The sequence below is a fragment of the Pelagicoccus enzymogenes genome (assembly GCF_014803405.1).
Classification (GTDB): Bacteria; Verrucomicrobiota; Verrucomicrobiia; order Opitutales; family Opitutaceae; genus Pelagicoccus; species Pelagicoccus enzymogenes.
This window is the reverse complement of sequence record NZ_JACYFG010000007.1, coordinates 458440-473483: the sequence shown is the minus strand read 5'-3', so window position 1 is coordinate 473483 and position 15044 is coordinate 458440. Positions and strand designations below refer to the sequence as shown.

17 protein-coding genes are annotated in these 15044 nt (G+C 55.9%); 3 read left to right on the top strand and 14 right to left on the bottom strand.

Annotation, left to right across the window (positions count from 1 at the left end; translation table 11 throughout):
• Positions 1 to 12: 12 nt before the first annotated feature.
• The 11 genes from argH to IEN85_RS07930 all read right to left on the bottom strand — a co-directional run bounded on the left by argH (position 13) and on the right by IEN85_RS07930 (position 9132).
• Positions 13 to 1413 carry an argininosuccinate lyase gene (gene argH, locus IEN85_RS07980; RefSeq protein WP_191616554.1) on the bottom strand — a complete coding sequence of 467 codons (1401 nt, stop codon included), beginning with the start codon at positions 1411 to 1413 and terminating at the stop codon, positions 13 to 15.
• Between the two features lie 169 nt (positions 1414 to 1582).
• Positions 1583 to 2026 carry an ExbD/TolR family protein gene (locus IEN85_RS07975; protein ID WP_191616553.1) on the bottom strand — a complete coding sequence of 148 codons (444 nt, stop codon included), beginning with the start codon at positions 2024 to 2026 and terminating at the stop codon, positions 1583 to 1585.
• A 6-nt stretch (positions 2027 to 2032) separates the two neighbouring features.
• Positions 2033 to 2461: an ExbD/TolR family protein gene (locus IEN85_RS07970; protein WP_191616552.1), complete on the bottom strand. Its 429-nt coding sequence runs from the start codon at positions 2459 to 2461 to the stop codon at positions 2033 to 2035.
• Positions 2462 to 2479: 18 nt separating this feature from the next.
• Positions 2480 to 3172, bottom strand: coding sequence for an SDR family oxidoreductase (locus IEN85_RS07965; protein ID WP_191616551.1), 693 nt, complete (start codon positions 3170 to 3172; stop codon positions 2480 to 2482).
• A gap of 78 nt (positions 3173 to 3250) precedes the next feature.
• The gene (locus IEN85_RS07960; protein WP_191616550.1) at positions 3251 to 3793 is read right to left on the bottom strand and encodes a hypothetical protein; all 543 of its coding nucleotides are present in this window, start codon (positions 3791 to 3793) and stop codon (positions 3251 to 3253) included.
• Positions 3793 to 4392 carry an RNA polymerase sigma factor gene (locus IEN85_RS07955; RefSeq protein WP_191616549.1) on the bottom strand — a complete coding sequence of 200 codons (600 nt, stop codon included), beginning with the start codon at positions 4390 to 4392 and terminating at the stop codon, positions 3793 to 3795. The genes IEN85_RS07960 and IEN85_RS07955 overlap by 1 nt, the downstream gene beginning before the upstream one ends.
• The gene (locus IEN85_RS07950; protein ID WP_191616548.1) at positions 4382 to 5416 is read right to left on the bottom strand and encodes a hypothetical protein; all 1035 of its coding nucleotides are present in this window, start codon (positions 5414 to 5416) and stop codon (positions 4382 to 4384) included. The genes IEN85_RS07955 and IEN85_RS07950 overlap by 11 nt, the downstream gene beginning before the upstream one ends.
• Before the next feature lie 101 nt (positions 5417 to 5517).
• Positions 5518 to 6240: a hypothetical protein gene (locus tag IEN85_RS07945; RefSeq protein ID WP_191616547.1), complete on the bottom strand. Its 723-nt coding sequence runs from the start codon at positions 6238 to 6240 to the stop codon at positions 5518 to 5520.
• A 35-nt stretch (positions 6241 to 6275) separates the two neighbouring features.
• Positions 6276 to 7196 (bottom strand): ABC transporter ATP-binding protein, encoded by a 921-nt coding sequence (locus tag IEN85_RS07940; protein ID WP_224772521.1) that lies wholly within the window; start codon positions 7194 to 7196, stop codon positions 6276 to 6278.
• Complete coding sequence (locus tag IEN85_RS07935) at positions 7196 to 8203, bottom strand: ABC transporter permease (RefSeq protein ID WP_191616545.1); 1008 nt, start codon at positions 8201 to 8203, stop codon at positions 7196 to 7198. Before IEN85_RS07935 ends, IEN85_RS07940 begins: the two co-directional genes overlap by 1 nt.
• Positions 8200 to 9132, bottom strand: a complete 933-nt coding sequence (locus IEN85_RS07930; RefSeq protein WP_191616544.1) for an ABC transporter ATP-binding protein — start codon at positions 9130 to 9132, stop codon at positions 8200 to 8202. The genes IEN85_RS07935 and IEN85_RS07930 overlap by 4 nt, the downstream gene beginning before the upstream one ends.
• A 157-nt stretch (positions 9133 to 9289) precedes the next feature.
• On the opposite strand from IEN85_RS07930, the gene IEN85_RS07925 reads away from it, so the two are divergent.
• Together IEN85_RS07925 and IEN85_RS07920 are read left to right on the top strand one after the other, a co-directional pair.
• Positions 9290 to 10447 (top strand): endo-1,4-beta-xylanase, encoded by a 1158-nt coding sequence (locus IEN85_RS07925; RefSeq protein WP_191616543.1) that lies wholly within the window; start codon positions 9290 to 9292, stop codon positions 10445 to 10447.
• A 12-nt stretch (positions 10448 to 10459) separates the two neighbouring features.
• Positions 10460 to 11593 (top strand): redoxin domain-containing protein, encoded by a 1134-nt coding sequence (locus IEN85_RS07920; RefSeq protein WP_191616542.1) that lies wholly within the window; start codon positions 10460 to 10462, stop codon positions 11591 to 11593.
• Positions 11594 to 11617: 24 nt separating this feature from the next.
• Here IEN85_RS07920 and IEN85_RS07915 read toward each other — a convergent pair whose 3' ends face one another.
• From IEN85_RS07915 to IEN85_RS07905, 3 genes are all read right to left on the bottom strand, one after another.
• Complete coding sequence (locus IEN85_RS07915; RefSeq protein ID WP_191616541.1) at positions 11618 to 12055, bottom strand: VOC family protein; 438 nt, start codon at positions 12053 to 12055, stop codon at positions 11618 to 11620.
• A gap of 29 nt (positions 12056 to 12084) precedes the next feature.
• Positions 12085 to 13017, bottom strand: coding sequence for a DUF3500 domain-containing protein (locus IEN85_RS07910; RefSeq protein ID WP_191616540.1), 933 nt, complete (start codon positions 13015 to 13017; stop codon positions 12085 to 12087).
• 229 nt (positions 13018 to 13246) lie between these two features.
• Positions 13247 to 14365, bottom strand: a complete 1119-nt coding sequence (locus IEN85_RS07905; protein WP_191616539.1) for a DEAD/DEAH box helicase — start codon at positions 14363 to 14365, stop codon at positions 13247 to 13249.
• 159 nt (positions 14366 to 14524) lie between these two features.
• On the opposite strand from IEN85_RS07905, the gene IEN85_RS07900 reads away from it, so the two are divergent.
• Positions 14525 to 14929: a GtrA family protein gene (locus IEN85_RS07900; RefSeq protein ID WP_191616538.1), complete on the top strand. Its 405-nt coding sequence runs from the start codon at positions 14525 to 14527 to the stop codon at positions 14927 to 14929.
• Positions 14930 to 15044: the final 115 nt, after the last annotated feature.

Sequence of the window (15044 nt, the reverse complement as noted above, 5' to 3'; positions counted from 1 at the left end):
TCTCTTCGGAAACTACCCGAGCTGCTTCTTCCAGCTGGCGAGCTGCTTGCGAATCTGCTTGGGCCCTGGCATTCCCGTTCCTTCGCGAGCCTTCATCGCTCGTTGCAGGTCGAAAACCTCAACCCAATCGTCTCCAATTTTTGGATGCAATGCCTTGGCTTTTTCATCCGGCACTTCGTGCAATGGGCAATCGAGCTTTTCCGCGAGAGCGACAAGGCCGCCGACGACGTGGTGAGCATCTCGGAAAGCCACTCCGCGCAAGACCAGATAGTCTGCTAGGTCCGTGGCCAACAAGGCAGGGTCAGAAACCGCAGCTGCGCACTTTTTCGGACGGAAGGCCATTCCTTCCAAGGTGCCGGAAAGTACGTCGAGACTAATCGAAAGCTGATCGAAGCTGTCAAACACTTGCGGTTTATCCTCCTGCAGATCCCGATTGTAAGTAAGCGGCAGTCCCTTCACCATAACGAAGAGAGACTGCTGATTGCCAACGATGCGACCCGACTTGCCGCGCAAGATTTCCAGCGAGTCCGGATTCTTCTTTTGCGGCATCAAGCTGGAACCAGTGCAGAAGGCGTCCGGCAGCTCGACGTATCCAAATTCCGAAGAGTTCCAAATGATGACGTCCTCCGCGACGCGAGAGATGTGGGTAGCGGTGACCGAGCAAGCGTGCGCGAAGTCCAGGAAGAGATCCCGATCGGCTACCGAATCCATCGAATTGCGGGTTACTTGAGCTTTGCCGCGTGCGTTAACGAAGCCGAGAGCCTTGGCCGTAAACTCGCGGTCGATGGGCAGCGTCGTGCCCGCGATCGCGCCTGAACCGAGCGGGCACCAGTTTGCGTTCTCCGCTACGTCCTGGAAACGCTTGATATCGCGACCGAACATTTCGACGTAGGCGAGCAAGTGATGAGCGACTGATACCGGTTGGGCACGCTGCAAGTGCGTGTATCCAGGAATAAATACATCCTGGTTTTTCTCTGCGACTTCCAAGATCGCCTTCAGCAAGGTTTCGAGCTTGGCGATCAATTGGGAGCAGGCGTCCTTGAAAAAGAGACGCACATCAGTAGCGACCTGATCGTTGCGGCTGCGGGCCGTATGCATCTTAGCGGCCGCTGGGGTGATCTTGGTCAGGGCTTGCTCGATGTTCATGTGAACATCTTCAAACTCCGCTTTCCACTCGATCTCGCCCTTGGCGATCTGCTTGCTGAGCACATCCAATCCCTTGTGGATTTCTCGCAACTCCTTCTTGGTGAGCAAACCGATGTGCTGAAGCATGGCGGTGTGCGCCTTGTTTACTTCGATATCGTAGGGAGCCAGACGTTTGTCGAAAGACACAGATTCGCCGAAGGCCAGCATCAGTTCCGCTGGCCCTTTCGAAAAACGTCCACCCCAAGTCGCTTGAGCTTTTTTCGCCATGCTGCGTAGGCTTTGCATCGACTGGCGTTTAGCAACAGGAAAGTTCGCCCGTGCCGGCAGAAACATTTCGAGCAACACACCACCGAAAGCCTTGCGGCTTCCGCTACAGGCTGATCCATCAAATCACGCGAGCGATTCGAAGGTCCTCTGATAGACTCTCCCCAGCAACCTACTCGACCGCGAAGCTGACCGACTCCAGCCCCGCCAATTGGCAGGCGTCCATAACCCGCACGACCATTTGGTGCGGAGTCGAATCCGAGGGAGCGATCGTCACGCGAGCGGAGCTTTGCGAAGCCTGCGCGCCTTCTCGATAGCGGGAAAGCATCTGGGCCAACTTAAGATAGCTCGCTTCCTCTGGATCGTCGTAGGCATAGCCGTTCACCCACGCCCTTCCCTCCGCGTCGATCTCGATGACCTGCTCATCCGGAAAGGACACGGGTTCGCTTGTTTTCACAACGGCAGGCAACGAAAAGCCGATATCTGCCTCTTGCTTCTGGATGCTAGAGCTCACCATAAAATAGACGAGCAAGAGGAACACCACATCGATCATCGGCGCGATCGGCAATTCGCTCGCTTCCGTCCTCGGCGCCCCTCTCTTAACGCTTACCGCCATGCTGACTCAGTTGCCTCCCACTTGATAGGTCGCATACAAATAGTCGCTGATTCCGGCCGCTGCCGCGATCCTCATCGTTGCCTTGATTGCTGAAAAGGGCGTTTCCTTGGAGGCTCGAATCGTTAACTTAGGCTTGCTGGTTTCTTCACTAAAAGTGGACAACGCCTCAGAAAGCTCAAGCATCTCCACTGCTTGGTTTCCCAAGTAGGCCTGTCCGAACTCGTCGATACTGACGATAATCCGTCCGGAAAAGTCCTGAGCGACCTTCGCTTGAGGAGAATCCGGCAACTCCAACTCTCGTTTGCTTCCTGCTTGCGACATGGCGCTCGCGGTCATGAAAAAGACCAGCAGCAAGAAAACCATATCTATCATGGGCGCCATGGAGACACCCGCAACGTTTCGGGAGTTCGATTTAGGCTGTAGTTGGACTGCCATTACAAAAAATGCCCTAGACTACCAAGGAATCTCTTCTCCTGTGTAATCGATAAACTTGCCCGCGTCCTCCAAGCTCAGTTCGGAGACCGTTTTCCTGATCGCCTCGACTGATTCCGTAACCGTAAGGTCCGCCTCTTGCCCTCCCATGTCCGTCTTGACCCAACCTGGACTCAAGGCAACGGACAGCACCCCCTGGGATTTGAGCGACGGAGCGGATTGCCTCACGAGCATATTGAGAGCGGACTTGCTGACTGCATAGCTGGTCAACTCGCCCGCAAGGTTGCCCATAAATTCGAAGGAGCCCATTTTGGAGGATACATTGACGATTTTTCCTCCCTGCGCCATGACCTTGGCAAAGCCTTGAAGGATCATGGCGCAACCGACCACGTTGGTCTCCAGCGTAGCGGAAAAAGCGTCAGCGGTCCATTCTCCAAAGGCTTCAGCTACCGCCATTCCAGCGTTGCTGTAAAGGATGTCTACCTTGTCGCCACGTTTGGAGATCAGGCTCGCCAGCGACAAGATCGTCAATGGATCCACAACGTCCAAAGCCTCCACTTCCACATTGTCGAAACTCTGGCTCAGGTGATTCAAGGCGTTCGCGGTATCCGGATCCCGGCAGGTCGCGATGACGGAATCGCCCGCTTCCGCGTGCTGGCATGCTAACTCCAAGCCAATCCCTCGACTGGCGCCCGTAACAAGAATCGTAGCCATAAGCTAAACCTTAGCGGCTGAGAGCTTTATGGAAAGCATCAATTTAAGCGGAGCGAAGCGCTGCTCGTCCCCTGACCCTCAGGCCTCTTCCTTCAAATAGCTGGAGGGCACGAAGTTGTTGGCAAGAAACCCGAGCGCTCCTTTGGCATCGGATACGATGTATTCGATTTCCTGATCGAGCGGATTCTTCCAGTCTTCCGCGATCTCAAGCAAACCATCGGTTGCCGTTTGATCTGGGGTTACGACTGCAATTTCCCCTCCATCTGCGATTTCGGACTTCGTATCCAAGAACCGATACCCCGCAAATGCGACCGCCAAGGCCGCCATAGCCAAACCGGCATTGCGTACCCAGGCTCCGAATACCGGCGAAGCTTGGCTATCCCGGGATTCCTCGTAGTCCTCCTCAGCGATTTGCCGGAGCACTCGAGAGGTCATGCTCTCGCCGCCCATGGAATCGAAGGCTTCTGGACGACTGCGAAGCTCGCGCGTCAGCTCGTCGCCAAAGGACTTCTCGTCCGAAAGCGCGGGAACGTTTTGGCAAGCACGCTCCAGCCATGCGGGCAATTTCTTGTCCGAAGCTTGGTACCAATTGATCAAAAGTCTGTAGATTGAGGTCTTCATTAGGGTTTCCTCGGGTTTTCGATATGGCGCAACTTCTTGAGCTGGTTGCGCGCTCGGAAAAGGATGATTTTAACGTTGGTTTGCGACTTCCCCATGATCTTCGAGATCTCCTCGATCGAGAGGTCATCGATATACTTCAGGCTGAGCGCCTCGCGAAAATCGGGCTTCAAGCGGTCGGCAGCTTGCCAGACCCAGCTTTTCTCGTCTTCGCGGGAGGCTTCGACGTCCGGAGTGTCCGAAGACTCGACGATATCGTACTCAAGCGCTTCAGTGGGCTTGCTGTCCCGGAAGTGGTTGTAGGCGGTACGTCTCGCAATGGTGTAGAGCCAGGTGGAAAAGCTGTACTTGCTGTCGTAGCGATGGATGTTTCGGAAGGCCTTGACGAAGGTGTCTTGGGTCAAGTCTTCCGCATCCTGCCGGTTGCGAGTGTAGCGGAAAAGGAAGTTTCTCAGCTTGTCCTGATGTTCATCCACCAGCGCCGCAAATCCAGCGCGATCGATTCCATTCCCGGAAGGAATGGCTTGTGCGGTATCGACGTTTGTCACGGAGCCGGTCACGGTCGCTTGAGGAGGAAGAGAAAATACCAGATTACTTGTCATGTCCAGCTAAGGCTAACATCCCGAGCTGAGCCGGTTCGGCGGACGCGTCGGCCGCTGACGAGGTGTGATCCCCCTCGGGCCCGCGCTCGTGTCCATCCATCAACTCGACCGCAGTTCCGATCAGGTTCATGAGCTTGTCGACCGGGTAGCGGAAATCGAGCGACACGAAATCTTCCCCCTGCTGAACGTCCACGCTGTCGACCACTTCCATCATGCTCTGGTTCTCCACTTGAGTGAAGGAAGCAAGCGCCAGCAATCCGCGTACGATTTGCGAAAGCTGCATCGAAATCTTAGGCCCTTCAGTGGTGAGGATCACATTTGCCCGGAACTCGCCTTCGTTCTCTCCGATCGACAGCTGTCCGCCCTTCGTCTTTTGCAACATGCGAGCTTGCGGCGGAACGTTCTTCAAGCTGTCGATACCGTTAGCGGTGACGAGAAGGAAAAATCCGGCATCCTCGTTGAGGACCAGCTTCTGATCGACGTCCTCCAGGCTCTCCGCCTTGCCCTCGATCACTTCGTAAGCCATTTCGATGCGCTGGAAACTCTTGCCAGCGATCGCGTAGTTCTTGTTGGGGAAAGCGAGGTAGAGTTCATCCTCCAGCAAGAAGGTTTGGTACGGTTTCCCCTCCACCCGCTTGAGCGGACTCTGTCCGCTTTCCAGTTCCTGATGGGCGACAAGCCCTTCGAAAATTGCCTGCAGACGGTCGCCCGTCTTCAGAATGATGACGCTTTCATTCGCTGCGGTTTCCGCAAAACTGGCTCCATAAGCCGTGAGCGACTTGACCTCGGAGAGGACCAAATCCACATCGACCGTGATCTTCTCCTTGTTGGCCGCCGCGATCGCTTCCTTCAGCTTGGCAACCCCAATCTCGCTGAAGGAAGATTCGAGAACTCCCTCCATGTCGATATGGGCCAACCACTTAGCGTCCTTCGCAATTTCAGATTTAACGAGCGGCGCCGCCGTGAGCAAACTGGCAGCCGCTGCCGCCCCGGCGAGTAGAATGCAAAATTGTTTCTTTATCATTTTGGTAATGCGTTTGTTGCCAAGGATTCACTCCTCGTGGCAGTTTGGTTACGAAAAATATTTATTCCTGGACGAAATGCGACCACTGGGTCCGCCACAGCCTAGGCCTCCTTCTCGCCTCCGACCCCATAGCGAGACTGGCTGAAAATGACAGTCCCCAGGGCCAAGGCGACGAATCCCGTCCCCAGTATCCAAGCGAACGATTCGAGACTGAAGTTCGCTCCTCCAGTACTGAAACCGTTTAACAAAGTACGCGTGTGGAAGCTCACCGCCAGTCGCTGCACCCCATTGGGTATGGATCCAAGGCCCAATTCCACGAAGGAATAGTAGAAAATGCCGAGCACCACGAACTTTGAGGAGAAAGAGCTGATCGCTCCCGAAATGGCCGTAAAGCTGGCGATCGCAGTTAGCACCGAGATCCAAAGCGAAAGGAGACCGCCGAACGAGACTGCTCCCATGGCCAAGCCTGCCAAGCTGATTCCCAGAAGGGCTGGAACGATCAAGGCAAGGATGCCGAGATAGCTGCTGCATACAAAACCGAGGTAAAGCTCCGCCTTGCTCGCTGGCCGCACCCACAGGTACTCGATCGTTCCGTCCTTCAACTCGCTTCGCAAGGTTTCCCCGCCTTTGGTAAGACAGAAGACCGGCAGAAACTTGAGGGCGAAAACGCCAGCGACAAAGCCTTCGTAACGCGCTCCTACGCCCTCTGGATCCAAACCGATCAACAGGAAAAGACCGAAGCAGATCACGAATATGAGGCCGAAACGAACGGTCGAACCAGCCGTCATAAGTTCTTGGATACGCATGTAAAGCAACCCTTTCATCGCTCCAAACCTAGCTTTTCCCGGAGGTTGGCCGCTCATCGTGTCATCCTTTCAAATATGCTGGAAAGCGCCTGGTTCTTGTTTCTCATTTCAAAGATTTCGCAGTCGCAGCCGGAGAACAGCTTCGGCCAATGGGCAAGGAAAGACTCTGGCTCGTTGACCCAAATCGTCAGGTCCTGGCCGTCCGCCAAGAATCCTCGCAATAGGCCTTGCTCCTGCAGGTGCGCCGCCAGGAGTCGCGGATCGGAACAGCGAACCGAAATTTCATCCGACCACTCCACGACCGTCTTGCGAATATCAATCTGACTCCCCGAGGCTAGCACCCGTCCCCAATTCAGCATCACAAAGCCGCTGCAGAGGAACTCCAGCTCGTGCAAGATGTGGCTGGAGACGACGATACTGGTTCCCTGCTCGTTCAGCTCCCGCAAAATCTCCCCAAACTCGGCTCTTCCCATCGGGTCTAAACCGTTCATGGGCTCGTCCAATACGATGAGCTTAGGGTCGTGCATGATCGACTGAGCCAACTTCACCCGCTGCTTCATGCCTTTCGAGTAGGTGCCGATTCGCTTCTTCCAATGCTCCTTGCCAAGCCGGGAACGGATCAACGCTTTCTCGGCCACCGCCTTCGTATCTCGCCACGGCGTGCCGGAAACCGACGCCAAAGCGCGCAGCCATGCCACCGGACGCAGATCCTTGGGCAATTGCTCTCGCTCCGGGCAATAACCAAGCTGCCCCAGCAACTTGGGATTGTTGCGCGGACGCTCACCGAAAACACTCAGTCGCCCGGACGAAGGCGCCAGCTGGCCGGTGATCAACTTGATCAAAGTGCTTTTGCCCGCCCCGTTGGGGCCTACCAGTCCCGTGATCCCCGCCGGTATTTCGAAGCTGACATTGTTCAGTCCGAGCACGATTCCATAGAAGCAGCTCAGCTCTTCCGCCTTCACAATCGCATTCATCACGCCTTCACCCTCCTGCTAACGACCACGACCGAAATCACGCAATAGACGGCCAGCGATACGAGCGGCAACAAGATCTCCCCATTGCCGATCGGCAAATCCGCCGGATCGTTTCCATCGCTCATCGTATTGAAGAACCCACCAAAGAAAGGTAGCATATCCTGCGCATCCGTAACGAGATCAAGCATTCGATAGACACCTGCCGACAATGCGTAGATCGACTGCGTGGGGCTGATGTAGTTGAGAGCTGGATGCGCGATGCTCGCCACGCTCGCTACCACGCCAAAGGAAAACCAGCCCAAAATCCAGTAGGCCACCGCAGCGCCTGTCTTCTTCGCTAGCGAAGAGACCAGCAAAGCGAGGCAACTCAGCGAGACCACCGCAACCCCTCCAATGACGAGCCCCCGCAACAGAGACGGGAACGAGTGATAGAAAAAGGACCAATCCGGAGAAAGAAAATTGCCCAACAGCCAGGATACCACCACCGGCAAGATCCAGACCACCGACAGGATGGTCGCCACTATCAGGAACTTCCCGATCAAGTAGTCCCAACGCGTCAATGCCTTGCTGTTATAGATGACAATCGCATTGCTCGCCAAATCGTTGGCGATGAGCCGGTGCACGAAGAGCGCCACGATGATCATGGACAAGAACGGTCCGCTGAACGTCAGCAGGTAGAACATCACCCGATAAACGCCGTCGACGCAGATTTCCGGATACAGGAGCGCCCATGAGCTTAGACCGCTAATGACCCGTACCATCTGCTCGCCTCCGATGCTTTCCAACCACCCGAGCAGGGCGCTCTCCGGCGCCACAAGCTGGCCGAAGAGAAAAAACACGCCGCCAAGCAGCAGGGTCTGGGCAAAGGCGAGGACCAAGAAGATTTTTATGATCTTGCCCGATAGGCAAAGTCGCAGTCCGTAGCGCGAGATGGAAAGCCGCCGCCGCCACACGCCAACGCCCTCACCTTCCCAACGCCGATACTGAGCAGTCCAAGCATGCCTCATACAGCGACTCTCTCCTTATTGAGAGCCTGCAAGAAGAGCTCGCTAAGGGCGTTCGGACTTTCCTTAACCTCCAAGGGCGAAATCCCCGCCGCTCTCATGAGCTCAAGCAATGGATTGAGGGACGACTGACCGTGCACGACCTTTACGTTGCCGTTGTTCAGAACCGAGCACGACCAACCCTGTTTTCGAAAGAGCGCCATCAAAGATTCCTTGGATTCGGCCACCACCACCTCCGCTTCCGGGCGGCGGCGCCCCTTGAGGGCAGCTAGAGTATCGTGGGCGACGACGTTGCCCTGGGCGATAATCACGATGCGATCGCAAATCCGGTCAACGTCGTGCAACAGATGGGAAGAGAGCACCACGCTGATCCCCGACTCCTTCCAGATGCGCTCGATCAACTCCAGAATCAAAGCTTGCCCCTTGGGATCCAAGCCGTTGGTCGGTTCGTCAAGAAAGACCAGATCCGGATCGTGCACCAAAGCCTGGGCGATCTTGATCCGCTGCTTCATGCCCGTGGAATACGTATCCACTTTCCGGTAGCGCTCCTGGCCCATGCCCACGAAATCCAGCATTTCATGCGCCCTTTGACGAGCCGCCTCGAATGGCATCCCGCTCAACTCCCCGCAGTAGGTCACATATTCGCAACCCACCATTCCGGGGATGTGGCAATCTTGCTCCGGAGCGTAACCGATGCGACGCCGCGTCTCGCGCCCGTGGGTGTCGATGTCCTTGCCCAGCAGGCGAACGCTGCCGCTGTCCTTCTCTTCCAGCTGCAGCAGACTTTTGATGAAAGTCGACTTGCCGGCTCCGTTCGGTCCCAGCAAGCCAATTGCGCCCGCCGGCAAAGCGAGGTCGACTCCGTCGAGCACGGTTTGAGCCCCATAGCGTTTCGTCAGGCCACGAGTCTCGATTACGTAGGAATTTGGCATAAGGATTGAGGAAGGTTCGACGCGGACTACACGAGGCGAAGTTCGGAAGTTACAGATTTTTTGAGCGACAGGCGGGGCGAGCCTTTCAACTCTAGTGAAAGACCGGGAAGACGCTGGCCATGACAAGCCCTTTAGCTAGAACTGAGCAGAACTCCAAATGCCTAGAAACCACTTTAGACAAATCGCATCCACAACAACGCTCGCCGCTCTCGCGCTTACCGCCACAAGCTGCAACCAAGCTTCCAACGACGAGATTCCTAGCCTTCACGAAGCCTTCGAAGGCCTCTTTCTCATAGGCGGGACATTGAGCAACTCCATGCTTCAAGATCCCTCGGATCCCGGATACGCCATCGTCGAAAAGCACTTCAACAGCCTCTCCCCCGAGAACTGCATGAAATGGGGTAACATGAACCCCAGCCCCGAAGTATCAAACTACGACCTAATCGACAGCTTCACTGAATACGGAGCCAGCAACAACCAAGCTCTCGTGGGGCACACCTTGTTTTGGCACAGCCAAACTCCCGAGTGGGTCTACCAAGACGAGGCGGGCAAAGACCTTACCCGCGATGCGCTGCTCGCCCGTATGCGCGAGCGAGCCACCCTCATGGCCGAAAAGTGGGGCGATCACATCCTTTATTGGGACGTCGTCAACGAGTCCATCATGTCCGACGGATCTTGGCGTCAGTCAAAGTACCAACAAATCATCGGCGACGACTTTACCGAACAAGCCTTCCGCATCGCTTCCGAAGTGCTTCCTCACCATGCCAAGCTTCTCTACAACGACTACAACATGACCGATGCGGGCCGCCGCGACGCCATCGTGGCCATGGTCAAAGACTTCAAGTCGAAGGGGCTCCGCATCGACGGTATTGGCATGCAAGGCCACTGGCTGATGGATTATCCGGATACGGAGGATATCGCTGCCTCCATCCGAGCCTTCGGATCCACTGGAGCGAAAGTGCACATCACCGAACTCGACCTCGATTTGCTGGGTCGCTCCAGCTTTTTCGGCGCGGACGTCGATATCAAAAGGCTCACCGCAAATTCGGAAAACAACCCCTTCCCTGACGGAGTGCTTCCGTCTAGCGAAGAACACCGTTTCGCCCTCCGCTACGAGGAAATCTTCCAGATGCTCGTGGCCGAAGCCGAGCACATCGAGCGCGTCACCTTCTGGGGCATCAGCGACAAGACCAGTTGGTTGAATAATTTCCCCGTTCGAGGTCGCACCAATTTCGCCCTGCTCTTCGACCGCCAATTCCAGCCTAAACCCGCTTTCTATCGGGTGCTCAACGCTGCATCCAAAACTGACAACTGAACCGCCTACCCCATGTACCCCAAATCCATCTTCGCCGCGCTCTGCCTACTCACCGCCACCGCACTCTCAACAGCCGAGGACTATCCACAGCCACTGGAACTCGGATCGCCAGCTCCCGATTTCACGCTGCCGGGCGTCGACGGTAAAGACTGGTCTCTCAGTGACTTTTCCGATGCGGAGCTCCTGCTCGTACTGTTTACCTGCAACCACTGCCCCACCGCTCAGTACTACGAGGAGCGTATCAAGGACTTGGTGACGGACTACCGAGAAAAAGGCGTCGCCCTCGTGGCCATCAGTCCCAACGACCCCGACTCCGTTCGCCTCGACGAGTTAGGTTGGGCGGTACGTTCAGATTCGTTCGAAGAAATGAAGGACCAGGCAGAGGAGCGAGGCTTCAATTTCCCCTACCTTTACGACGGCGATACGGAATCCGTGTCCCGCCAATACGGCCCACTCGTCACTCCGCACGCGTTCCTCTTCGACTCCGAACGCAAACTCCGCTACGTCGGAGCCATCGATGACTCCGAACGGATCGAACACGTATCCACTCATTACGTACGAGACGCCATCGATGCCCTACTGTCAGGCAAGCAACCAGATATCGCCCAGACCAAGGTGGTCGGCTGCTCCGTCAAATGGGCAGGCAAAAGCCACCTCGTGGAAGACTACATGAAGAAGCTCGCCGCTCGCCCCGTGTCGGTGGAATTGGCTGACGCAGCGACGCTTGCTGCTCTCCGCGCCAACGAAGGCAGCCCCGACCAACCCGCCAAATTTCGTCTCGTAAATTTCTGGGCGACTTGGTGCGCCCCTTGCATAGCGGAATTCGACGAGTTCGTAGAGATAGATCGCATGTACAGCCACCGCGAGTTCGAGTTTGTTTCCGTATCGCTCAATCGACCGGACGAAAAGGATCGCGTACTCGCTTTCCTCAAGAAAAAGCAGGCCGCCAACAAAAACTACCTATTTGCGTCCGCCCAGAGAACGCCGCTTATCGATGCCTTCAATCCTGAGTGGCAAGGGGTCGCGCCTTACACCGTGCTCATCAACCCAGAAGGTGAAATCGTGCACAGCGAAGTTGGCACGATCGACCCTACCGCCCTAAAGCTAAAAATCGTTAGCGAACTGAACGCCCGCAACCCTTGGTGATACGTCAACGTATCCGCATTTCCCTTACCTACTATTCGAGAACTGCAGGCTATCGCCAGTATACATCATCAATTCGATGGCGTTACCGTCCACATCCTTGATCCAGCACTGGTAGGAGTGGTCGATCCCCATTTTTATTTCGGTCACCTCAACTCCCTTGCCAAGCAACTCCTTTCGGGCTGCCTCGATATCTTCCGTTTCCAAGCAAAGGTGGCGGTAGCGAGAGGCCGCACCTTCCTTCAAGGCAACAAGCTCGCCTCCCCACTCTTTAACCGCGCCCTCCTGATCGAAGATCTCGATAAAAGTATCCTTGCCGCATTCCATGTACCAGCCGAAGGGAGCGCCTCCCTCGCTGTTGTTCATGACGAAGGCAATCGGCAATCCTAGCTTATCCCGGTAAAAGGATACCATGGCTTCGGCGTTCTCGGAAAAAAAGCAAAGGTGAGCGAGCTGCTTAATCATAATTTGGATACAGGTGTTTCTATTGGAAGTCAGTGAGCGTGCTGGTGGCGATGCGACTGGATCAAGTCCTCGCCGAAGTCTCCGTCGAATTCCCGCCAAACGCTGTGGATATGGTTGTTTCCGTTCTGCGTATTGTCGTACTCGATGAGAAAACGGGCGCCTTGCAAATAATAGTAGTTGCCTTGCTCTCGATCCACGGGCCCTGCCCAGCCAAATCGAACAAGTTCCCAGCCTCCATTCTCCAGCTCCGCCAAGACCGCTTCACCTAGCTCGCGTTCCGCCTTCGAAACATAGACTTCGAGAAGCGCCCGCAAACGGGATTGCTGAACCGTGTCCAACTCCGGATACGCAATCCCTTCGACCGGCAAGGGACTGACTTTACGATGGGCGCCAGTGAAGATATCGCGCGGAGCGTTCGAACGGAAAACCGCTTTTGCCAGCTGTTCCGCGCTGAAACTTTCAGCCAGAGCGAATGCAAGGTCTTCCTCCGCAGCCAACGCACGAAGTCCTTTCCGCTCGCCACTGGGCACCTCTGCTGGATTTGCCCCTAGAAAGCGTGGGGACATCGACACACCTTCCCCCTTCACCACAGTCGCGTTGATTGACACGTGATGCCCCTCGAATCGCCATCCCCACGTGTCGTCGCTAGGATTTCCAAAAACGTAAAAGTGATAGTCTTCCGGATCTCGCTCAAAGAAGCGACTCGGGCCTTCCAACGCCTGCAAGATGGACTCCAAGCTACGAATATTTTCAACCGTTTGCACCCCTTGCTCGCTGAGCCCCCGCCTCAGCAGAGCGTAGGCAAGCGCATGCTGCTCGGATGCCATTCGTTCGAGCGACAGCCCTTTGCGATCTCGCGGCACGAAGTGCCAGTCCTTGCGTTGCTCGTCGAAGGAGTGTTGGGCAAGCTGCAGCTGCTCCGGCTCGAGACTTTGCAGAAAAGCGACCGCTGCCTTTTCCATTGCGTCTCCCACCTCTTCCCCTCGCAGGAGCGCCCCTTGGAGACCTATTGAGAACACTGACAAAAGGTAGACGAGCCGCGACAAAACTGGGGCGCAAAACGGTTGGGGCATGCGGAGATCCTAACGGCTGTTCACCGTTAGGAAACCTCAAAAACGCGTGTCCTAGCGTACAGGGATACTGCTCGACTAGGAGGCTGGCTAAGCGCAGCGCCGAAAGACCGGTCTGACGCTAATCTTGCCTGATTTGGCGAAACTTGATGTGCAGCTCAGCCTCCAGCTCCTTGATGCGCTTGAAGTCGCCCTTGGTGATGAAAGCCATGGAAACGCCCTTCCTGCCCGCTCTAGCCGTGCGGCCGCTGCGATGCGTGTAGTATTCGATCTGGTCCGGCAATTGGTGATGAACCACATAGGCCAATCCTTCCACGTCGATGCCCCTTGCGGAAACGTCCGTAGATACCAAAACCTCGGCACGCCCTTTGCGGAAGGCTCGCATTACCTTGTCGCGGTCCTTTTGCGAAAGGTCGCCTTGCAAGGTCGCCACTTCGAAGCTCCGCTCCTCCAGCTCGCGAGCCAAGTTTTGTACCCCTGCCTTCGAACGGCAAAAAACCACGCCTGGCTGACCTTTCTGAGCCTTGATGAAACGAGCGATCTCGTCAGGTTTTTCCTCGATCGTGCAAACCGTGAACCAGTGATCGATGTTCTTGTTGACCGGATTGCGACGGTCTACCGTGATGTGCTTGGCGTCAGGCGAGAGGTAGCGTTCGATGATGGCCTTTACGCCCTTCGGCATGGTGGCGGAAAACAGCCAGGTGTTATTGGCGCCGCGGGTGAACTCCAGAATCTTGTTCAAGTCATCCTTGAATCCGAGGCTGAGCATCTCGTCCGCTTCGTCCAGCACCAGCGTATCGATATTAGAGAGATCCACCGCTTGGGCCTTGAGCAAATCGATCAAGCGGCCGGGGGTCGCAACCACGATATGAGTCGGGCGCGCGAGCGCCGCGATTTGCTCCTCGATTTTTTCGCCGCCGGCAACCGCCTCCGTAAAGATCTTCGACGTATACTTGGTGTAGTGGAAAAGCTGCTTGGCGATTTGCTTGGCCAATTCGCGGGTCGGGCTGAGGATCAAGGCCTGCACCTGCTTCTGCTTCGGGTCGATCTTCTGCAAGAGCGGGAGGCCGAAAGCGGCCGTCTTGCCCGTCCCTGTCTGCGCCTGTCCCACGAAATCCCCCTTGTTAGCCAAAAGGTAAGGAATCGTAAGCTCCTGTATCTCGGTAGGTTCGAAAATCCCTTTCTCCTCGATCCCTTTGATCAGATCCGCTGCTACTCCTAATTCCTTAAATGTTTTCATATCGCGATTAACTGCCGAGTTGATGGGGGCAATGTTCCGTTTGTCAAACTACGACCTCTGCAGCGAAGCCCTTACAAGCGCCTCGGGAACAGAAAAAAACTTTGCATCCCCGCTGTCCCGTCACTTAGTACGGCTCCTCCGACCCGGAATCCCAAACAGATGGACGAATCGCGAAAGACAGCTCTACAGGCCATCCGCTTCCTTATCGTAAGTGGCGTCTCGCTGTCGATCGACTACGGCGTCTACAGCTTCCTGAGCCACTTCACCATGCTCGACAGCTCATGGGCGAAACGCGTCAGCTTCGTGTGTATCTTCGCTTGGGGCTACTTCGCCCACAAGCACTTCACGTTCAAGAACCGAGGCTTCAGCGCCAGTGAACCCCTGCGCTTCGGGCTGCTCTACTTGACTGGGTGGGTTATCAACAGCCTCGTGCACGACTACGCCGCCGCGAATCCTGGAGCCTCCAATCCCGCCTTCCTCGCCGCCACCTTCGTCTGGGCATGCTGGAACTTCGTCGGGCAGAAATTCTTCGTCTTCCGCAAGCGGGAAATTGAAGAGGGATAGCGGCTGTCGACCCCGAAAACCGCTACCCCTCGACTAGCGGTAGCATCTGGGAGCCCCAAACCAAAAGGCTCCCAAAAAATGAACAAACGTGCCTCCCCACGACTGGATCAATAGC